This window comes from Flavobacterium davisii (assembly GCF_042182265.1).
In the GTDB taxonomy this organism is placed as follows: domain Bacteria; phylum Bacteroidota; class Bacteroidia; order Flavobacteriales; family Flavobacteriaceae; genus Flavobacterium; species Flavobacterium davisii.
The window spans coordinates 1,672,357-1,694,474 of the sequence record NZ_CP097869.1; the positions used below are offsets into that span (position 1 = coordinate 1,672,357).

Sequence of the window (22,118 nt, forward strand, 5' to 3'; positions counted from 1 at the left end):
AGTAGAAGTGAATACATACATAACCCAAATTTATATGAAGAAGTTCATTTTATCAGCAGTACTTGTTATGTTTTTATACAGCTGCGGTTCAAAAGACAATGGCCAGCTTGTTGGTGTCAAGGGGAAAGCTTGGCATCCTGAAAAACCTTATGGGATGACATTGGTTCCAGGGGGTTCTTTTATCATGGGTAAATCAGATGATGATTTAGCTAACATTCAAGACGCGCCAACAAAAACAGTAACGGTACGTTCATTTTATATGGATGAAACGGAGATATCAAATAGTGAGTATCGCCAATTCGTGCATTGGGTGAGAGATTCTATTGTTAGAACTAAGTTGGCAATAGCGGCTGATGAGTTAGGTCAAAAAAATGATGGAAAGAAATCATCAAAAGGTGGTAGCATAGCAGATTATGCGTTCCTAGATGCCGATACAACTAAAATGTCAGTTTACGACAAGTATATGTATGATAATTACAATAGTATTGGTACAGGAGATGATCCATATTCAGGAAGAAAATTAAATAAAAAAATTCCAATCAAGTGGAAAACAAGCGAGTATCCTGATGCGTATTATACAGAAGTAATGGATTCTATGTACATTCCTGCAGCAGAAGCTTACAATGGTTTAAGAACATTGCGTTCTGAAAATTTAAAATTTAAATACACTTGGATGGATATCCAAGCAGCTGCCAAAGCGAAAGTGGGTAAGCGTAAAGAGTTTATTAAGCAAGAAGAAGTAACTATTTATCCAGATACAACAGTATGGATTAAAGATTTTGCTTACTCTTATAATGAACCTATGCATAATGATTATTTTTGGCATCAAGCTTATGGGGATTATCCAGTAGTAGGTGTTTCATGGAAACAAGCAAAGGCATTTTGTGCATGGAGAACTTTATATCATAATGGGGCAAGAAAAAGATCGCATAAGGACAATGTAAGTTCTTATCGTTTGCCAACAGAAGCAGAGTGGGAATATGCAGCACGTGGAGGTCTAGAATCAGGTACTTACCCTTGGGGAGGTCCTTATGCTAAAAATGATAGAGGTTGTTATTTAGCTAATTTTAAACCTTCTAGAGGAGACTATGCAGCTGATCAGGCACTATATACCGTTGAGGTAGATGCTTATGAACCTAATGATTATGGATTGTATAATATGGCAGGTAACGTAGCAGAGTGGACAGATTCATCTTACGATCCTACAGCCTATGAATTCTTATCAACAATGAATCCAAATGTTTCTGAACAAAAAAATATGCGTAAAGTAACACGTGGAGGTTCTTGGAAAGATGTAGCATACTTTTTACAAGTTAGTACTCGTGATTTTGAATACGCAGATTCAGCTAGAAGTTATATAGGTTTCCGTACTATCCAAGATTATATGGGAACAGAATCAACAGGAAAATAATCAAAATTAAAGATTTTTAAATTCTATTTTTTTATATACCAAACATAAATTATTAACTTAACTAAAATTTATTATTATGGCAATTTTATCACCTAAAGTAATGAACTTCGCATACGGGTTTGGTGCGGCAGTAGTAATCGTTGGAGCTTTATTTAAATTAATGCACTGGCCAGGAGCAAGTGCTATGCTTATTGCTGGTTTAGGAACAGAAGCTTTAATTTTCGGTTTATCTGCATTTGAAACACCTGCTCAAGAGTTGGATTGGACTTTAGTTTATCCTGAATTAGCAGGAGGGCAGCCAACTGCTAAAAAAGCAAGAAAAGAAGAGCCAGTTGAAGCACAAGGAGTACTGTCTCAAAAATTAGACGCTATGTTGAAGGAAGCCAAAATTGATGGTGAATTAATGGCTAGTTTAGGAAATAGTATCAAAAATTTTGAAGGAGCAGCTAAAAATATGGCACCGACTGTAGATGCTATTGCAGGACAAAAGAAATATGCAGACGAAATGTTAGCAGCAGCCAATAATATGGCATCTTTAAATAACTTGTACAAATCTCAATTAGAAAGTGCTTCACGTAATGCAGAAGCAAATCAAGAAATTGCAGAAAACGCAGCCAAATTAAAAGAACAAATGCAATCTATGACAACAAATATCGCTACACTAAACAGCGTATATGGTGGTATGTTGTCTGCTATGAGTAATAGAGGATAATCTTCTTGTCTTTTTATATAATTATTTAATAACTAAAAAATTTTAAAAGAATGGCAGGAGGTAATTTAAGTCCTAGACAGAAGATGGTGAACCTTATGTATTTGGTTTTCGTCGCTATGTTGGCAATGAATATGTCAAAAGAGGTTCTTTCAGCATTTGGTTTAATGAACGAAAGGTTTGAAGGGTCTAATCAATCAGCAAAATCTACTAATCAGCAAATGTTAGCTTCTTTAGATCAAAAAGCAGCTGAAGCTAAAGGAGAATTTGCAATGGCAGCAGCAACAGCACATAAAGTAGAAGCTGCTTCAAATAAGTTTTATTCATTCATAGATGGTATAAAGGCAGATCTTACAAAAGATGTTGAACTAGAAAATGGTAAATTACCTTATGAGTCTATGGATAAAGGTGATAAACTAGATGAATCATGGTTTCAAGGAGAAAACTACACCGCTAAAGGTAAATCAGTTATTGATGCTATTGAAACATATAGATCAGATTTAAAAAGTGCATTAGGTTCTGAGAAAAAATATGCACATATATTAAACGAAGTTTTAAGTAAATTTGATACTAAGGATGTAGTAAAAACAGACGGGTCAAAAGATAAGTTTTTAAATTATCATTTTAAAGGCTTTCCATCAATCGCATCTTTAGCTAAGTTGTCAGCTTGGCAAAACGATGCTAAAAAAGCGGAATCAGATGTAATTAGTGCGGCTTTAGGTAAAGCTGCTGTACAAGCGGCTTCTTATAGCAACTACCAAGCAATTGTAGTATTAGAAAAGAACGCGTATTTCCAAGGAGAGCAAGTAAAAGGAAAGGTTGTATTAGGTCGTTATGATGAAAATACAAAGCCAACCTCTTTTCAAGGACCAGGGCGTTTAGAAAATGGACAAGCTGTTATTTCAACCACTGCAGGTGGAGTAGGAGAGCAAAATATCAATGGACAATTTACATTCTTAGAAGATGGTAAGACAATTCCGTTGAAATTTGCTGGAACTTATGTAGTAGTACCTCGTCCAAATTCAGCTACTATTTCTGCAGATAAGATGAATGTGGTATATCGTGGTGTACCCAATCCAATTTCAATTTCTTTTGCAGGTGTAGCTGACAACAATGTAAACGCATCGGCTCCAGGTATGACCAAAACAGGAAATGGTAAATATATTTTAAAACCAGGTCCTGGTACATCATTAATGATTAATGTAAACGCTAAATTACCAGATGGTAAAGTTGTTTCCGATAAGAAAGAATTCCGTATAAAAGGATTACCAGCCCCTACAGGAAAGGTTCGTGGGGAAATTTCAGCAAAAGGTTCTAAATCTAACCTAGAAGTGTGTACTGTAACTGCAGAAATGGAAGATTTTGATTTTCCAGTAGATGTACGCGTTACACAATTTAATGTTAAAGTTCCTGGTCAACCAACAATAGTAGTTACAGGTAACAAAATGGATGCTAGAGCAAAAGGTGCTATTCAAAAAGCACAAAGAGGTGATGTAGTTGTGATTTCTGAAATAAAAGCATCTTTTTCAGGAATAGAACAAGTTGCTAAACGTGTATCATCTTGTACTTATGAAGTACAATAATAATTCCATAAATTTCGTTTAATTTTTAAACGCCTCAAATATAAAAGTATGAATTGGAGAAATTTAGTATTAACACTTTTTGTTAGTGGAAGTATATCAACTTTCGCTCAATCAAATTTGTTGAATGCAAAAAAACCTCAAGAAATTGGTTTGAAATCTGCAGCTCAACAAACTAAGGATAATGACAAACCTTTAGACTATGGTTATGTAGACGACAGAGATATCTTGATGTCCAAAAAAGTATGGGAAATAATTGACTTAGATGAGCGTATTAACTTTTCTTTGTATTATCCGATTGATACAATAAGTATAGGTTCTGATCGTCGATCACTTTATGATGTTTTAGTAAAAGGAATAAAATCAGGTAAAATTACCGAAGTGTATGGTGATAGCTATTTTAGAGAGAAGAAGACATTAAAGGATATTGCGGCTTCACTTACTAAAATTGACACTACTGATGCAGGTCGTGAAGAGATGAACTCAGATATCAATGCTTATAGAAGTAGAACAGTAGAAGTTCCAGTGTATGAAGGTACAGGGAAGAAACGTAAAAAAGTAGGTGTTGAAACGAAAGTGATTCCTGCTTCAAAATTCATTTCTCCTGAGTATATCAATAAAACAGATCTAGCTTCTATTGATGTTTCTGATTATAAAATAGTAGGATTATGGTATTTTGATAAAAGACAATCGGATCTGCGTTACCGAATCTTAGGAATTTGTCCAGTTATACCAGATGTTTATACCATGGGTAAATCAGAAGAAGAAAAGGATTATATCGATTTATTTTGGATTTTTTATCCAAATGCAAGAGAAATACTGCATGAAGCTAAAGCTTTTAATGAAAAAAATACTTCTATGCCTATATCTTTTGATCGTATATTAAATTCTAGAAGATTTAACTCAGTTATTTATAAAGAAGAAAATATTTATAATGACCGTGACATATCTAAATACATGAAAGATAACTCTTTAATGCAACTAATAGAAGCGCAAAGAGTAAGAGATAAGATCCGTGATTTTGAACAAGATATGTGGACTTATTAATATAAATCTCTCCAATTACATAAGAAAGACTCCTGCTTTTATAGTAGGAGTCTTTCTTATTTATTTTGACAAATCTTGATAGTAAATGTGAATTTTCTAAATTTATTTTATTACATGAAGTTTAGGATATATTAAACCTTGATTAGCATTAGACTTTGTTGTGAAACGTAAATTTTTAATAAAATTAAGTGCTCACGGAAAAATTTTAGAAGAAGAAATAAGAAACTATTTTGAGATTGAAACGGGATTACATGCTTGAATTGGAAGAAAAATAAAGTAAATAGTTTGGTTTTATCAATTCACTTCGTTTGAGTCTAATACAGAATTTAAGTTAAACAACAATAGAATGATGTGTTGAAAATCGAATTAAAATAATAATTAGGGTATTAAATTTAATTTATATACAATTTGTTATACTATAAATAATTTGTTATATCACTATAGAATATATAAATAAAGAAAACGTATTCTTAGAGTAAGAGTTTTTCTATCTTTGTGTTATGATTGATTATTTAATTATTGGTTCAGGTATAGCTGGTATTAGTTTTGCGGAAATAGCAAAAAGTGAAGGGAAATCAGTAATGATTTTAGAAGATTATTCTACCAATTCTTCTAGGATTGCAGGAGGACTTTATAATCCTGTTATCCTAAAAAGATTTAGTGAAGTTTGGAAAGCAAAAGAACAAATAGATTTTAGTTTACCTTTTTTAAATACACTTCAAAATAAATTAAAATCAAATTTTGTATTTCCTATTCCTGTTTTTAGAAAATTTGCTTCAATTGAAGAACAAAATAACTGGTTTCAAGCTTGCGATAAACCAAATTTAACCCCCTTTCTTTCTTCAAAAATTATTCATAAAAAATACGAGTCAATCGTTTCTGATTTTGGTTTTGGAGAAGTTTTATGTACAGGATATGTTGAAATTTCTATATTAATAGATGCCTATATTGCTTATTTAAAAACTGAAAATAGTTTTATTAACGAACGGTTTGATTATAATTCTATAGAATTCTCTAAAGAATTTATAGAATATAAAGAAAAAAAATATAAGAATATTGTTTTTGCAGAAGGATATGGTCTTGTAAATAATCCCTATTTTAATCACCTTCCTCTAGATGGGACAAAGGGAGAGTTGTTAATAATTAAAGCACCCGATTTAAAGCTAGATGTAATTTTAAAATCAAGTATATTCATCTTACCAATAGGTAATGATTTATTTAAAGTAGGAGCTACATATAATTGGAACGATAAAACAGATATTCCCACAGAAGAAGGTAAAATAGAATTAGTTAATGATTTGAAAGAATTGATTGATTGTGATTTTGAAATTGTTAAACATTTTGCAGGAATTAGACCAACAGTAAAAGATAGAAGGCCTTTGGTAGGCACTCATCCAGATCATAAAAGATTACATATTTTAAATGGGTTAGGTACTAGAGGAGTTATGTTAGGTCCTTGGTTAGCACATAATTTATTCAATTTTATAGAAAAAGGAATAGAATTAGATAGAAATATTTCTACAGAAAGATTTCGTAAAAAAAAATTATTTTCATAGCCTGAAAACAAACTAAACTTTTTTATGTCCAAATCAAGTATCCTTATGGCTTTAGAGGGAACTTATCCTTTTCATGGAGGAGGAGTGTCAACTTGGGCGCATATACTATGTAATAAAATCAATAAATTTAATTTTAAGATTTATTCAGTAAATGCTTTCTATGAAACGAAGCCTAAATATTCATTAAATGACTCTATCTTAGAAGTCGTTCAGGTACCTATTTGGTACGCATTAGAGCCTAAAGAAGTTATTCGATTTGATGATACATATTATGACTTTATTTTAAAAAAAGAATTTCTTTTTTTAGATGATCTTGAAAAAAAATTTATACCCATTTTTAAACGCCTTTTAGGTTGTATTTATTCCGAACATATTGATGCAGATGAATTGATAGAAGTTTTTGTTGGAATGTGGTATTTTTTTCAAGAGAATGATTACAAGCTTGTATTTAAAAATGAAAAAATTTGGAATGTCTTTAAAGAAGAGCTAATGTTATATACGGAACATTATGGTATAAAGGATATTTCTCTTTTAGATTTAACCTATGCAATGCGTTGGATCTATCATTTTTTATTACCTATTTCTATTGATTTTCCTAAAACTGAAATTATACACTTAACAATTTCTAGTTTTATTGTTTTACCAGCTATAATACAAAAATATCTGTACGGTACTCCTATCCTATTAACCGAGCATGGTGTTTATATACGCGAAAGAATTTTAGCTATTAGTCAATCTAATAGCTCCTACTTTCTAAAAGATTTTTTAATTCGTTTGTCCGAATGTTCTGCCAGAGCCTCATACCATCAGTCCGATATAATTATGTCTGTTAATAAATTTAATTTTAAATGGGAATTAATGTATGGAGCAGAACAAAGTAAATTAAGGGTAGTTTATAATGGTATTGATCATTTACGTTTTAAACCTCTTGAAAAACCTAAAGAATTTGAAGGGATTCCAACTGTAGTTGCAATGGCTCGAATTTTTGAGTTAAAAGATATTTTAACAATGATTAGATCTTGTAGAGTAGTGGCCGATGTATTACCTAATGTGCAGTATAGAATACATGGAGAAAATGATGCTGTTCCCGAATATACTTCAAAATGTTTGAAGTTGATAGATGAATTAGGGCTTCAAAAGAATTTTTTCTTTTTAGGACCTAATCCTAAACCTGAAGTCGTATTTTGTGAAGGAGATATTTCTATTTTAACTTCTATTTCTGAAGGATTTCCCTATACAATTATTGAATCAATGAGCTGTGGTATACCTGTCGTATCTACTGATGTAGGAGGAGTAGCAGAAGCTTTAAATGAAGATTGTGGAATATTATGTAAACCCAAAGATCCAGATGATATAGGAAAAGCTGTTTTAAAACTTTTACAAGATCATGTTTTAAGAGAAAAAATGAAGATTGCTTGTAGAAAAAGAGTAGAAGAATTATTTACAATTGATAAGTTTATTGATCAATACGAAGAAATATACGAAGAACTATTACAAATGAGAAGATGATGGAAGAAGAGGTTAAAAATGATAAAGTAGAACAACTCGTTTTTTTAGTTCAAAAACGAGTAGGTAAGCCTATGAGTGTAAATGTTACACAAGCAATAATTGAATCTTTTGGAATACGAGAAATAGATGTGCAGAATGATTATGGTTTTTCCTCTATATCCAATCTTTCACAAATAGTATATAAAAAGATTTTAGAAAGATATAGCAATAAAATACCTCTTGAAAAAAGTAATATCATGTCAATAAAATTGACAAAAGAAGATATTAAAGATTTTTTTAAAGATTATTTGATAGGAATATTTTATGTCTTCCCTATATTTTTTCAGGTTTTTTGCGTAGTCGTTTTTGGTTATTCTTTATGGGTATATTCAGATTTTAATATCTTACAGTCTACTTCTGTCGTTATTGGAGTTATAACCAGTTTAGTCCTTACAGGAGGAGTTGTGACAGTTATTAGTAAACAAATATCTTTTTATTGGAATCATAAAAACAATAAAATGGTTTTTCAAACGACTGTTTATCTAATTAAATTTGGTCTTAAACTTTTATTTTTTGTAAATGCTGTATTTGTTTTGTTATCATTTTTGTTAGAATTTTTCGCGTTTCAAATGGCTATTTTAAGTGGGATATATTCCCTCTTCATAGGTTCTATGTTACTCATGATAGCACCCTTATACGTTTTTAAAGAAAGAATCATAATTCCAGTTGTCATAATAGTAGGTTCCGCTTTTTCATTAGGATTAAAAGTTTTTACTCCATTGTACATTTATTTTACCCATTGGATAGGATTAGGCTTTGTAGTTTTGATTTTATGGTTATATTTGGTGCGATTTTTCAAGAAACATAACGCGTATGACCCAAGTTATACAGTAAAAGATGTAAAAAGAGAATTTGTTGTGTATAATAACTATGTGTATTTTTTTTACGGGATGTTGTTCTTTTTATATGTTTTTTTAGATAGGATTATAGCTTGGTCAGTACACGAAAAAGAACGATTCTTGTATTTCATATTTTTTGAAAAAGATTATGAAATAGGAATGGATATAGCCTTACTTACTTACCTTTTAGTAGCAGGTGTGTTTGAATTTGGAATCGTTCGGTTTGCAAAATTATTAGATAGATTACAGTCAGAAGTTACCCTCAGTAGCATACAAAATTATGGGAAAGGATTTATAGATAATTATTTAGGGAATTTTTTATTATTACTCATTACAAGCGGTGTTGCTTTTATAATAGAATTATTTATATTATATTCTCCTCATGGATATGATGCTTTTTTTGAAATAAAATTGAATAGTATTAATAGACAGGTTTGCATTATAGGTTCTTTGGGGTATTTTTTCTTTTCATGTTCCGTCCTAAATGTTTTGCATTTTTTTACATTAGGACAACCACAAATTCCTCTTAAAAGTATTTTGTATTCCTTTGTAATTAATTTAGTTTTCGGACTGTTTTTTAGTAGATTTTTTTCTTACGATCTTAGTGTTGTAGGATTTTTAGTAGGAAATGTATTCTTTATGTTATTTACATCATATCATTTATATAAATTTTTTAAAAAAATGGATTATTATTATTATGCGTCATTTTAAGCTTATCATGTTGTTTCTTTGTTTTTCTTTGAATTCTCATTCGAAGATTAAGTTTTTGGTCTGTTATGGGAAATTTGATGTAACAAAAGTTTCAGGTTATGATTTATTAATCGTAGAGTCCGCTCATTTTACATACAATGAAGTTTCTTATTTAAAAAGAAATAATAAAAAAGTAGTTGCTTATATAAGTCTTGGAGAAATTAATGAAGATGCTAGGGATTATAAGTTACTAAGAAGCGTTGTAAGCGAAAAAAACACAGATTGGAATAGCTATTATCTAGATATTGGATCATCAAAAATTCAAAAAGTTCTTAAAAGCCGTATACAAAATATTTTTTACATGGGATATGACGGGCTTTTTTTAGATAACATAGATAACTTTACAGAACATGGAGTACAGTATAATCTTCAAGATGATTTAGTTGCATTTGTAAGAGCCATTAAAAAAGAATATCCTAATAAAGTCTTAGTGCAAAATGCGGGATTAGATTTAGTGAAATTATTGCATGGTCAAGTAGATTATGTCTTAATAGAATCAATATATACAGATTATGATTTTAAAGAAAAAAGATATTTAATAAGAAATAATGAAAGTTTTTCAGAACGTTTAGGAAACCTAAAAAAAGCAATGAATAAATATAAAATAAAACCTTTATTATTGGAATATGCAGTTGATGAAACCCAAATTAAACAAATAAGAAAAAGAATTAAAACGGAAAATATAACTTATAGTATATCAGAAATATCCTTGCAAAAAATAAAAGATTAGTATGAACGTTTACACAGCCATAGGGGTAGGAATACTAAAAATTTTAATCATTGTTTTAATTATTTTATTTGCAACACGTAAATACGTATTGTTACGCCGTGATTTTAATTATTTATTAGACTGCATCATTAGAAAATATTTTGAGTATTTCAGTTTACTCATAGTCATCCTATTTATAACAATTAATTTAGGAATATACGATGGTCTAGTTGTAACAGGCTTACTTTTGGTTGTTGGATTATTTGATTATTTGCGTATAGGAAATCCAGTAATACTTCCTACTATAATCGTTAATAAGTTTAAAAGACGTTTACTTTTAGTATTAAAAAAAGTAGAAAATAAAGAATTTAATTGGAAGGTTGTTCTATCAAATGCCCATTTAAAATTAGAAAGAAGAAATGTTTATATTATCTCTTCTTTACTTTTTCTATTATTTTCTATTTGCATTATATCTTTTTATTTTATAAAGTTTGATCATTATCTTTTTTCGAGTAATTGGTTTGATACACTTGAAAAAGTAAAAGCAAAAGATATGAATAAGTGGTTTACAGAAGAAATAAACCCAGAAGGAGTTTATGCCTTTGTTAGCTTTCTTTCTCATATAACGAATTCCTCCATAGAAATAAGCATTTATGTATATTCTATTTTTCAACTATTGTCAATGACTATTGTTGTTTTTTGGTTCATCCAGAAAATAACAAAATCTATGATTATTATACCAATATTCGTAACAATTTATTACATCTTAGGATTTACATTCTTACCTTCTGATATTACAAATTTTTATCAGAGTTGTTCCCTTTTGCTTTCTTTTACATTGATATTGCCATTAGTTATTTATATGACTAAACTAAAGACATTACCTTATACAAAAGCAGAACAATATTTTAAATTCTTATTAGCCTTTATAGCGATAGGCTTATTAGATTTATACGCCTTCCTTTTATTATTACCTTTTTTAGTACTTTTTCTGGTAATCGTTTATTTCAAAAAAAATAGATCCTTAGTAGTGCTTCAGATGTATATTCTTTCACTCGTTATTATTATTTTTATTTATAAAACGTTTTTAATTACGCACCATGAAAGCTTCTCTAATATTTTAAGAAGAACCTTAATTGATGTAGAATTATCTTTTTCAAATCCTTTTATAAAAATAGAAATAGATAGATTAATATTTTATTATCAAATTATATTTGTAGTTGGTTTTATTCTTAACCTATTGTCTGCTATTTTCTTAAAAAAAGGATGGCGAAAAAAAGTACTCGTCTTTTTGTTTGTAACGGCTATTTATTTATTAACACAAATAGATAACAAATGGATAGATAATGATTTATTACTTAAAGTTTTATCTGTTTTTATTCCAATATTGATGGGAATAAATATTGCAATTGTATTAGACTTTATTAAAATTTTTTCAAAAAATAGATATCCTATATACCAAGGAGGATCTGTCATTCTTTTTTCTGTTTTTATTCTGGCTTATTTGCAAAAGAGTGTGTTGTTTTTGCCAATGAATGAGACCAACAAATTACACCAAAATATATTAAGCGTTAATGAAATGATTCTAAGAAATTATTTAGACAGGACTTATGCAGTAGTAAATAAAGATGAATATTTTAATTTAAGTAGCGGAAGACGTTATTTTATACCTTATAAAGATTTTCTTGCCGCGCATTATATGAAAGTTGATTATATTTATGCGAAAAATATAAAAAGAAATAAATTCCTTTTTAAACATCCAGAATTTATCTTACCCTCAAGTATCTTTGTTTTTAAGTACAATAATCCCGAATATAAAGAATTAAATGTTCAAATACTAGACAGATTCAGACGTTTAAAATTGAGAGAGAGAAAAATTAAAAAAATATTTGATAGTAATCAATTAGAGGTATATGAAATTATTAACAAACCGTTTTCAAGTCAAATTTCCAATATGGTTTTTTAAAATTTTGGTGTTTTGCTTATTCTCTTCATTATTCTTTAGTTGTAATAGTCTTGATTCCCTTTATAGATTAAAAAATGATTATCTAAGAGATAAGCAACAGCAAGATTTGTTATCACCGTATGAATTGTCAAATCTGAGCAAAAAACCTATCGTAGAATATATATTAGATTCTAAGGACGATTTGGCCATGACCTATTATGAGCATTTTAGAAAGTTATGTGATTATACCAAAATACCTTTTAATTTTAAAATAGTAGATAGATTTAATGAACAACTAAAAATTGAAAACTCTGCCAGAGTACTTATTATTAATGATACAAAAAGATTAAATAATCAAACGATACCTGTTTTATTGAAGTTTGTCAGTACGGGAGGAACTTTAATTTTTCCTAATATAGGAGATGACCAACGTTTTATATTCTTTTGGGGAATGCGTTATGATTCAGATTTGAGTTATGATATCGTTTCAAAAGGTATCTGTTTGAACACCATTCCTTTAGGTGGTAAGAGACAAATAAACTTATATAGTGATACCAAACATTTTGCTTTTGCTAAATCTAATTTTAGAAAAGATCTAAATATAGGGATATGGTCAGATAACCAAATGACGATGCCTATATTAATAGAAAATAATATAGGTATGGGTAAGGTAATTTGTTGTAACTCATCTAAAACATTTGAAAAAAGAGATAGAGGATTACTATTTGCTTTTCTTTTACGAGGATTGTCAGGTATACCCTATCCTTTAGCTAATACTAGTACCATCTTTTTAGATGACTTTCCTTCCCCATTATACGATTCCAAACAGGAGCCAATCAAGTCTGAATACAATATGACAATGAATGAATTCGTATATAAAAGATGGTGGCCTGATATGAAAAAAATAGCCCAAAAATTTAATATTAAATATACCGCACTACTTGCTTTTGATTATGACGATATAAGACATGCCCCCTTTTCTTTTAAACAATGGGATTTTGCCAAGATGAAAGAAAAAGGAAATACTAAAAAAGGAACCTCCAATTATTTAACACATGATCTACTAAATGATAATCATGAGTTAGGATTTCATGGTTACAATCACTTTTCACTATTAAAAGAAGAATGGAAAGACCCTGAAGATATATTCTTTTCATTAAAAGCAACTAAGAAAAAATGGCTAGTTAATGATTTTGGAGATTTTCCGGTAACTTATGTACCTCCTTCCAATTATATAGATTCTTATGGTATAGCCGAATTAAAAAGAGGAATGCCTTCTCTAAAATATTTTTCGAGTTTGTATTTAGGAGATAAAAAAGAGGGAGGAGATAGAGAGTTTGATTTTGAACCATATCACAAAGATTTATTTGATTACCCAAGGGTGTCCAGTGGATTTTATTTTAATGATGAAAAATATTATAATATTTTCTCAACTTATTTATATACAGGAATTTGGACTCATTTTGTCCATCCAGATGATGTTTTTCAAATAGGTAATACAAAAGAAAAGAAAAAGAAAAAATATAACTATGAACTAAGGAATGATCTCGGATTAAATTGGAAGAAAGGAAAAAAAACATTATATAGTTGTTTTGATGATTTCTTAACAGAATTTAAAGAAATAAAACCGCAAAGTGAGTTTTATACAGTAAAAGATGCAGCTCCTATTGTAATGAAATGGAGAGAATCTAAATACCAACACTTAATAATAGGTGAAAAATACACAGTTCGAGAAGAAACGGATTTGTTTACAGAAAAAGGAAATACTTGGGGCGTATATTTTGATGAATTAAGTCAAAAGAATAAAGAAGAATTAGCCAGTCAGTCCAAAAATTATACCATCACAGATTTTATGGGAGGTAAATTAGTATCCCTTAATTCAGGTAATAAATTATCATTTACCTTAGAGAAAAAAATAATGGATGAGGAACAAATTTATAATAAAGTACTAGAAGAATACAACCTATTTGAAAAAAATAGAGGACTTTTTTTATCAGGTAAATTAGGTGCAGAAGATTATTTTAAAAAACTCGAAGAAGAAAAACGAAAATTATTAGCCTTAATGCTGAGTCAACCTAAAATTAATTATGCCGTATGGAATAAATATGCGACGTATATGTCTTGGGATGGTAAAGGTGATGAAGTTTGGGTATTACTAGAAAAACATTGCGACAAATATCCTTCTAAACATAATATTAATTATTCATTTGAATTATCCAACATATTAGGATATTCATCTGAAGAACTACATACAAAATGGATATGTAATCAATACCAATGGAATAATGAAAAATTAGCAGTACTAAAAGAATATTTGTCGATTATTACCCCTTCAGAAGATTATGATGAGATAAAAAGAGTATTGTTTAAAATATTTCAATTAGAACCTAATTGCGAAAATCAAGAAGCATACGTTTATCACGCCCTCGTATATGCAAAAGAGGAAGCTTTTCAATATTTAAATACATTAGACCCTGCTACCTCTTATTTTAATGAAAACTTAGTTTCAGATATCAGTTGGAGTTATGTTAACGAAAATGAAGATTATCAAAATGCCATCAATTGGTCTGAGTTTACATCGTTAATAAGTGCAGATACTCGTTTGTCATGGATGTTTGAATTAAGACAATATGTAGAACTTGAACAGTACTATCGTAAATATATAAGCCAAAATCCAAACGATGAATCGATGAAACAAAAAATGTTTCAGATTTATGAAGTTTTAGGAAAATATGATGATGCCTGTGGCGTATTACTACAAATAAAAGATCAAAAAATATTTGAAGAAATAAAAGAACATTTAAATGAACAAATAATTTACTTTGATATAGAAACACAGGAAGAATTAATACGTAAATATCCTACCATTTTCACACCTATAAATAAAGAAAAAATTCAAATGAAACTAAAAGATTTGTATGGTGATTATCTAGATGCGCATTCAACTTTGAGCTATTTTGTAGGTAAGAAAACCAATTTTCAGAATTATCTAAAATACAGCCACTATGATAAAAAACGAAATTCTCATGACTTTTTTGTTAAACATAAAGAATTATATAGTGTAGATCAAACATCTAATAATGTGTCTACCATATTAGAATTTGCTTATGAGTTCAAAAAGAAACAATCAGATCAGATTAATAAGTTTTTTTATACTTATGGATTAGGTCTTGAAAAAGATTGGAGTGGAAAATTTTATTATAACGCAAAAGGGGGTATTAATATGGTAACTAATAAATACAATCTAAGTACCAACTTAGAATATATTCCCGCCAACTTTTTGGAAGCCTATAAAGAAAATGTATATCAACTACAATGGAATGGAGCTTATAATAAGTATTTTAAATTTTTAGAAGTAGATTCTTATGTTATAACAGATTATTACCCTAAACTTTCAAATGTTAATATTACATTAAGTTCGAAAATAAAAACAGCATCAAACAGAGAAAAAAACTTTAAAGTAATTCCCTATTTGGAAGCCTTTTGTCAGTTTTCTAATATCAGTGAAAGAGTAAAAGTTAGCCCCGTTTATCTAATTAAAAATAGATATTTCGGAGGAGCAGGTATAGAAGCTAATTTTGGAGATGATTATAGTAAATTTAAATTACATACTTCAGGAGCCTATTATTTTGATTCTTTTGAAAGTAGTTTCATAAATTTCAGAATGAATTCCCATTACAAAATGCTCAAAAAGAGTTACCTAAAAGTATCCGCAGATATCAATTTTCAATCTCAATATAATTTTAATACCTTTGGGTTGGGATATAAGTATATATTTTAAAAAAAGAAGCTGTCCTAAAAATAACAACTTAGTATTTAGTTTGTACTTCAATCCTAAGTTTAGATCTTTTAGGACAGCTTTATAAATGATTACTTTTTGGAATCTAATTGCCAATTTTTATCATAAGAAACAAAAAAGCTAATCCAGATATTTCTAGAAAGTCTCATAATAACAGGCATAAAAAGAATAAGTGTTAAACTTATACCAATAAAGGCTGTTTTTAAGCTAGTTTTTAAGAATACATAACAAATGATAAATGCAGCTACACCAAATGCAACACCTAAGGCGTAACTGACATACATGGAACCATAAAAAAATGAAGGTTCCATTGAATACTGTAATCCACAGTGAGAGCAATGTTCATTCATTTTGATTGTATACTTCGGGTTAAACAGGTTGCTTGACTTATACATGCTTTCTTGTTGACATTTAGGACAACTTCCTGTTAAAATGCTATTGATTTTCAATCCTTTTTTTAACATTTGCAAAAATTTTTTATCAAAGGTAGTTTTTTTACGCTTTTGAATATATATTTTAATTAACATTTTATGCTAAATATTCACAATTTATCAATTTCTTTCGGAGGAACCTTTCTATTCGAAGAAGTAACCTTTCGATTAGGCGCAGGTGATCGCGTTGGATTAGTAGGAAAAAATGGAGCAGGAAAGTCTACTCTGTTAAAAATTCTTTCAGGAGATTTTAAACCTGATTCTGGAGATATTGCAACTGAGAAAGATGTGCAAATTGGCTTTTTACGTCAAGATATTGATTTTGTGAAAGGAAGAACAGTATTAGAAGAAGCCTATATGGCTTTTGAAGATATTAAACGAGTAGAATTTGAAATAGACAGAATTAATCAAGAATTAACTACCCGTACCGATTATGAAACAGAATCTTATGCAGAATTAATTGAAAAATTAAGTGATCTACAACATCGTTATGAAATACTAGGCGGATATAGTTATGTGGGGCAGGCAGAAAGAGTCCTGTTAGGACTTGGTTTTAAAAGAGAAGATTTTAACAGTCAAACAGATACCTTTTCTGGAGGTTGGCGCATGCGTATCGAATTAGCTAAATTATTATTACAAACCAATGATATCTTATTACTAGATGAGCCTACCAACCATTTAGATATAGAAAGTATCATTTGGTTAGAAAATTTCCTAAAAACTTTTCCAGGAGTAGTCGTTATCGTATCGCATGATAAAATGTTTTTAGATAATGTTACCAATAGAACAATTGAAATTTCATTAGGAAAAATATATGACTACAATAAACCCTATACACAATATTTAGAACTAAGAGAAGAAATTCGTGAAAAACAACTGCAAACACAAAAAAACCAACTCAAAAAAGTAGAAGAAACAGAAAAATTAATCGAAAAATTTCGAGCTAAAGCAACTAAAGCCTCCATGGCGCAATCACTTATTAAAAAATTAGATAAAATGGAGGTTATTGAAGTAGATGAAGACGATAACTCCGTTATGAGTATTTCATTTCCTGTTTCAGTAGTGCCGGGTCGTGTGGTAGTAGAAGCCGAAAAGGTTACAAAATCCTATGGCGAAAAAACAATTCTAAAAGATATTTCTTTAAACATAGAAAGAGGAAGTAAAATTGCCTTTGTAGGACAAAATGGACAAGGGAAATCTACTTTTATAAAAGCAATTGTTAAGGAGTTTCCTTTTGAAGGAATGATTAAATTAGGTCATAATGTACAATTAGGATATTTTGCTCAAAACCAAGCGGAGTATTTAGATGGAGAAAAAACACTTTTAGATACCATGATAGATGCGGCTACAGATTCTAATCGTTCTAAAGTACGTGATATGTTAGGTGCTTTTTTATTTCGCGGAGATGACGTGGAAAAAAAAGTAAAGGTACTTTCAGGAGGAGAAAGAAATCGTTTAGCACTATGTAAATTGTTGTTACAGCCCTTTAATGTGTTAGTAATGGATGAACCTACCAATCATTTAGATATTAAGTCTAAAAACGTATTAAAAGCCGCGCTTCAAAAGTTTGAAGGGACTTTATTATTAGTTTCTCATGATCGTGACTTTTTGCAAGGAATGGCCAATACAGTATATGAATTCAAAGATCAAAAAATTAAAGAATATTTAGGCGATATTAATTTTTTCTTAGAACAACGCAATGTAGATAATTTTCGCGAAGTAGAGAAAAGAGATGAAGTTAAACCTGAATCAAATCTTAATCTTCCAACTAAAAATTTGAGTTATGAAGAACAAAAAGCTAAAAAAGCATTACAAAATAAATTATCAAAGATAGAAAGTCAAATTCAAGAATTAGAAAAAAAAATTCAAAAAGATGATCTTGCATTAGCTGAAAACTATGAAAAATTATCACAAGATACGTCCTTTTTTACCGTTTATGAAAACAAGAAAAAAGAACTAGAAAAACTAATGGAAGATTGGGAAAATGTACAAATAGAATTAGAATCTTAGTTTTTAGTACTTCGTAAGCAATATTCTTTTATAACTCAGAATATTGCTTACTTGTAACCAAAATTATTTAAAAGGATGACGCGGCTGCCATGAGATTTCAGGCTCTAAACGAGTAAAAATTTTAGGAATAAAACGATTGATGATTTTATTTCTATGATAAATAAAACCAGACATTATAACAGGTTTTGCGCCTATAGAACTTTTGATCTCCAAAGCGGTTCTACCAAAGATAATTTTTGTAAACCTATTTTCAATGCCAAATTCCGTCATGTTGTACAGCATATTTAAATACAACATATTTTCTTTTTGGACATATTCATCATATCCTAAAAAATAAGTTTCCAGTAAATCGCCATTTAAAAGCAATGTGTGAAAACCAATTAAATTAGCATTTAAAAAATACCCTATCAGTTTAAAACGATCACCACATTGTTTCTTAAAAGTATAAAAATGATGTTTAGATAAGAAAAAAGTATTAAAAGGAGCATTCTTTGCTACATGAAGATAGAGATCGTATATACGTTCTTCATGTTTTTTAATCTCATCTAAAGCTAATTCTTGAGTAATAATACCGTTAAATTTTTTATGAGATCGTTTGTATTGGTCTCGGTATTTCTTAGAAAGAGCAGCCATATAATCCTCTTTCGTTTTCCATTCTGGATTTAATTCAAAAATCATATTCGGTTGAATATTAAATTCAAACATATTGTTGGAAAAATGATTTTTTAACTCATGGCTAAAATCTTCATAATAATCCTTAAAAGTAACAATATGTATCGTAATTCCCTGCTCTTTTAAATGAGTTATTAAATTCTCAGCACATTCTTGAAGAATTTTACTAATGAAAAAAAAATCCATTTCCTTGCTAAACGCATACCCATTTTGTCCAGTAATCATATTATTACCAATAAATAATACATTAGAAGCAAAATGACGCAGTAAAAAATTTCGAGTATAAACTCTAAGGCATTTATCCCGATCACCAAAAGAAGATAATTGCTGTGATTGGATGTATTGAGCTAAAATAACACCAATATGCTCCTTGTTTTTATAAATAGCAATGTAAAAACACTGCATATTAATAGGAGAAGATTCCTCTAAAACAGATAGATAAGGTGTTTGTAAAAAAGCATTCTCTTTAGCAATGATATCCCATGTGTTAGGAAGATCCAAAATGGTTTGGTGTATAGTAAAGGTAATTGATTCCAAAATAAAAAAATAATCGTCTAAATATAAGATGATTTTTTATAAATAAATGTTAATCTTTTATTACTGTTCACAAATTTTTGCCACGTGATAGTTTATACAATTTAATATCTAATAAAAAGCAATTTTTGAAACCCAAATTCCGCATTAGATTTCGTTGTGAAACAAAATTTTTCAATAAATTCAAGTGTTCACGGAGAATTTTAGAAGATGAAATACTCAACTATTTCGAGGCATAAAATTCGAGCACTTGCTTGAATTTGAAGAAAAATAAAGTGAAATAGATTTATTTCGTCTATTCGCTACGCTCGGGTCTAATGCGGAATTTGGTTTTTTATATTGAACAAATTTCGAATACAAAATGGAAGGTTAGTATATAGTTTATCCATTCATTTATTATAGTGATAAAAACAATCCTTATTAATTGTTTAGAGAACTTGATAATAAATTAAAACATGGAGGAGAAATGTCTGTTTTAGTAAAATTAGGATTAGTAAATCTAGAATTTAAATTAGATGACGTTCCTGTTACAAATGTTAAATATCCCGTATAACTTGATCCGTTCCAATTAGCATACAAATGATTAATCCCATCAGGACAATAAAAAATATTATAATTAAAATTTAAATCAGGTTGATTTGATTCAGCATAAACTAAATTATTATTTGAATTAGTATAAAAAATATTATTTTCTATAGTAGAGTTTTCACTATAAGATAAGTACAACTCTCCATTATCAGAGCTAGCCAAACCGTTTGAAAAACAAGTATTATTTGTAATAGTAGAATTAGTAACCTTACCAGACCCATTTGGGTAATCAAAACCTCCTAATGCAATGGCATAAATTTGGTTATTGTAGAATATGTTATTACGAATTATAACAGAGTCAGTCGTTTTGCCAATATGCTCACAACCAATTTCAATACCATATCCATTATGATGAGATTCATTGTTTTCAATGATAATGTTTTTACCTCCATCTATATAAATTCCACCAGACGTAGCAGAAGGCGAAATACAATTATAAATAATGTTATTTTTGATTAAACCATTTCTTGCTTGATCGTTTTTAGGTAAAGGACATGTGCCTTCATATCCGATTAAGTCAATACCAATATTCGTTAAATCATGAATGTTATTATCTATGACTTTGAAATTTTTAACATTACCATTAATAGCAATCCCTTCGCTATATCCAAGTCTACAATTAAACAACTTATTATTTTCTATTACCAAATCACGTATTGCCCTAGTAGGGTTGGTACCGTAAACAATAATTCCTTGTGCATTGGTTGACGCGTTTACTGGAGTCTTTGGATTGGAAGAAAAATGAATATCGTGAATTATACAATTTTTAATAGTTATAGCATTACATAAACCCTCTATTAAAATACCTTGTGCATCATTTTGAATATTATTTCTTAACTCCAAACCATCTATCGTAATAGAATTCTTATTTAAAATAGCAATTATAGAATTTTGCTTAGTAATCCCCGTTGCATCAATTATAGGAATCTTAGACTTTTGGTTTTTAATCGTAATATGATTAATTGGAATTTGAATTTTTTCATTATAAATACCACTGTCAACATACAATGTACTATTAGCAGACATGTTATTTAAACTATGTTGAATTGTTTTCCAAGGCGAACTCATCGTTCCAGGATTCGCATCATTACCATTTGGCGATACATAATAATTTTTTGATGGGATAGAGCAATCCGTTTTATAAAAACGATTAAAAATAAAAACGACTAGTACTAAGACAATTAATGTTATGAATATTTTTTTCATTTTTTTGTTGTTTAAGATCGAAAAATTATTATCAAATTCAGCTAATGTTTCACTATCTCAAAAAATAATAGTGGAACAAGATAAGTTTTTGTTTTTATTAAAAAAATAATAGTGGAACAAGATAAGTTTTTGTTTTTATTAAAAAAATAATAGATAAGATAAGAACTACTCTATATTATGTTAAAAATGTAACCTTGTCAAATTTTTATTAAATTAAACTTTCGGTAGTTTTAGTAAGCGTTACCTTCGTAAAAATATAAAAATGATCATTATGATGATAAAAAAATATTGAAGAATTTAAGAAAAAGAGATCAGAACATCAAATAAAAAACAGAAAAAGTAGGATTTTAATAATTTATGTGTCGTTTTGAATAAGATTTTATTACTAGATACGTTGAAAGAAATTACCAAAATAGATTTTTTAAAAGAAATGATTTAAACTTTTTGGTTAAAGTGAAAATAGAATTTTTTGTTCCATATTTTAGCTCTTTTGAGCTATATAGCAGAAGTAATAAAACAGAAATTTTTACACAAGTGAAGAGTAAAGAGGTAATAGTGAAGAGGTAATAGTGAAGAGGCAATAGTGAAGAGGCAATAGTGGAGAGTTAATAGTGGAGAGTTAATAGTGGAGAGGCAATAGTGGAGAGGCAATAGTGGAGAGGCAATAGTGAAGAGGCAATAGTAAAGAGGCAATAGTAAAGAGGCAATAGTGGAGAGGTAATAGTGGAGAGTTAATAGTAAAGAGGCAATAGTGGAGAGGCAATAGTGACAAACAGAACAGTGA

14 protein-coding genes are annotated in these 22,118 nt (G+C 29.2%); 11 read left to right on the plus strand and 3 right to left on the minus strand.

Annotated elements, in window-relative coordinates; all coding sequences use genetic code 11:
- Window positions 1-34 precede the first annotated feature (34 nt).
- The 10 genes from gldK to NAB20_RS07065 all read left to right on the plus strand — a co-directional run bounded on the left by gldK (window position 35) and on the right by NAB20_RS07065 (window position 15,875).
- Window positions 35-1,411 carry a gliding motility lipoprotein GldK gene (gene gldK, locus NAB20_RS07020; protein WP_105196153.1) on the plus strand — a complete coding sequence of 459 codons (1,377 nt, stop codon included), beginning with the start codon at window positions 35-37 and terminating at the stop codon, window positions 1,409-1,411.
- A 76-nt stretch (window positions 1,412-1,487) separates the two neighbouring features.
- The gene (gldL, locus tag NAB20_RS07025; protein WP_088392506.1) at window positions 1,488-2,123 is read left to right on the plus strand and encodes a gliding motility protein GldL; all 636 of its coding nucleotides are present in this window, start codon (window positions 1,488-1,490) and stop codon (window positions 2,121-2,123) included.
- Window positions 2,124-2,173: 50 nt separating this feature from the next.
- Window positions 2,174-3,703: a gliding motility protein GldM gene (gene gldM, locus NAB20_RS07030; RefSeq protein ID WP_105196154.1), complete on the plus strand. Its 1,530-nt coding sequence runs from the start codon at window positions 2,174-2,176 to the stop codon at window positions 3,701-3,703.
- Window positions 3,704-3,751: 48 nt separating this feature from the next.
- Entirely contained in the window at window positions 3,752-4,747 is a 996-nt protein-coding gene (gldN, locus tag NAB20_RS07035) for a gliding motility protein GldN (RefSeq protein WP_105196155.1), read from the plus strand.
- Between the two features lie 500 nt (window positions 4,748-5,247).
- Window positions 5,248-6,303, plus strand: a complete 1,056-nt coding sequence (locus NAB20_RS07040; protein ID WP_375605761.1) for an NAD(P)/FAD-dependent oxidoreductase — start codon at window positions 5,248-5,250, stop codon at window positions 6,301-6,303.
- Between the two features lie 24 nt (window positions 6,304-6,327).
- Entirely contained in the window at window positions 6,328-7,812 is a 1,485-nt protein-coding gene (gene pelF / locus NAB20_RS07045; protein WP_240668969.1) for a GT4 family glycosyltransferase PelF, read from the plus strand.
- Window positions 7,809-9,401 (plus strand): hypothetical protein, encoded by a 1,593-nt coding sequence (locus NAB20_RS07050; RefSeq protein ID WP_127823632.1) that lies wholly within the window; start codon window positions 7,809-7,811, stop codon window positions 9,399-9,401. The genes pelF and NAB20_RS07050 overlap by 4 nt, the downstream gene beginning before the upstream one ends.
- On the plus strand, window positions 9,388-10,170 hold the full coding sequence (locus NAB20_RS07055) for an endo alpha-1,4 polygalactosaminidase (RefSeq protein ID WP_181142862.1): 783 nt from the start codon (window positions 9,388-9,390) through the stop codon (window positions 10,168-10,170). The genes NAB20_RS07050 and NAB20_RS07055 overlap by 14 nt, the downstream gene beginning before the upstream one ends.
- 1 nt (window position 10,171) lies before the next feature.
- Complete coding sequence (locus NAB20_RS07060; RefSeq protein WP_375605762.1) at window positions 10,172-12,115, plus strand: hypothetical protein; 1,944 nt, start codon at window positions 10,172-10,174, stop codon at window positions 12,113-12,115.
- The gene (locus tag NAB20_RS07065) at window positions 12,063-15,875 is read left to right on the plus strand and encodes a DUF2194 domain-containing protein (protein WP_375605763.1); all 3,813 of its coding nucleotides are present in this window, start codon (window positions 12,063-12,065) and stop codon (window positions 15,873-15,875) included. Before NAB20_RS07060 ends, NAB20_RS07065 begins: the two co-directional genes overlap by 53 nt.
- An 89-nt stretch (window positions 15,876-15,964) precedes the next feature.
- Here the strand turns inward: NAB20_RS07065 and NAB20_RS07070 are convergent, their stop codons facing one another.
- Window positions 15,965-16,357, minus strand: coding sequence for a DUF983 domain-containing protein (locus NAB20_RS07070; RefSeq protein ID WP_088393377.1), 393 nt, complete (start codon window positions 16,355-16,357; stop codon window positions 15,965-15,967).
- Between the two features lie 66 nt (window positions 16,358-16,423).
- On the opposite strand from NAB20_RS07070, the gene NAB20_RS07075 reads away from it, so the two are divergent.
- Entirely contained in the window at window positions 16,424-18,334 is a 1,911-nt protein-coding gene (locus NAB20_RS07075; RefSeq protein WP_105196161.1) for an ABC-F family ATP-binding cassette domain-containing protein, read from the plus strand.
- Between the two features lie 63 nt (window positions 18,335-18,397).
- On the opposite strand, the gene NAB20_RS07080 is transcribed toward NAB20_RS07075, so the two are convergent.
- Window positions 18,398-19,543 carry an 8-amino-7-oxononanoate synthase gene (locus NAB20_RS07080; protein ID WP_235819768.1) on the minus strand — a complete coding sequence of 382 codons (1,146 nt, stop codon included), beginning with the start codon at window positions 19,541-19,543 and terminating at the stop codon, window positions 18,398-18,400.
- Window positions 19,544-19,960: 417 nt separating this feature from the next.
- A complete protein-coding gene (locus NAB20_RS07085) occupies window positions 19,961-21,334 on the minus strand; it encodes a right-handed parallel beta-helix repeat-containing protein (RefSeq protein ID WP_127823637.1) in 1,374 nt (457 codons plus the stop codon).
- Window positions 21,335-22,118 lie beyond the last annotated feature (784 nt).

Bases quoted from the DNA above. Each gene is read 5' to 3' on its own strand.
- NAB20_RS07050 (WP_127823632.1), top strand. From the start codon at position 7,809: ATGATGGAAGAAGAGGTTAAAAATGATAAAGTAGAACAACTCGTTTTT.
- NAB20_RS07065 (WP_375605763.1), top strand. From the start codon at position 12,063: ATGAAATTATTAACAAACCGTTTTCAAGTCAAATTTCCAATATGGTTT.
- NAB20_RS07040 (WP_375605761.1), top strand. From the start codon at position 5,248: ATGATTGATTATTTAATTATTGGTTCAGGTATAGCTGGTATTAGTTTT.
- gldL (WP_088392506.1), top strand. From the start codon at position 1,488: ATGGCAATTTTATCACCTAAAGTAATGAACTTCGCATACGGGTTTGGT.
- NAB20_RS07075 (WP_105196161.1), top strand. From the start codon at position 16,424: ATGCTAAATATTCACAATTTATCAATTTCTTTCGGAGGAACCTTTCTA.
- pelF (WP_240668969.1), top strand. From the start codon at position 6,328: ATGTCCAAATCAAGTATCCTTATGGCTTTAGAGGGAACTTATCCTTTT.
- NAB20_RS07055 (WP_181142862.1), top strand. From the start codon at position 9,388: ATGCGTCATTTTAAGCTTATCATGTTGTTTCTTTGTTTTTCTTTGAAT.
- NAB20_RS07060 (WP_375605762.1), top strand. From the start codon at position 10,172: ATGAACGTTTACACAGCCATAGGGGTAGGAATACTAAAAATTTTAATC.
- NAB20_RS07070 (WP_088393377.1), bottom strand. From the start codon at position 16,357: ATGTTAAAAAAAGGATTGAAAATCAATAGCATTTTAACAGGAAGTTGT.
- gldK (WP_105196153.1), top strand. From the start codon at position 35: ATGAAGAAGTTCATTTTATCAGCAGTACTTGTTATGTTTTTATACAGC.
- NAB20_RS07085 (WP_127823637.1), bottom strand. From the start codon at position 21,334: ATGAAAAAAATATTCATAACATTAATTGTCTTAGTACTAGTCGTTTTT.
- gldM (WP_105196154.1), top strand. From the start codon at position 2,174: ATGGCAGGAGGTAATTTAAGTCCTAGACAGAAGATGGTGAACCTTATG.
- gldN (WP_105196155.1), top strand. From the start codon at position 3,752: ATGAATTGGAGAAATTTAGTATTAACACTTTTTGTTAGTGGAAGTATA.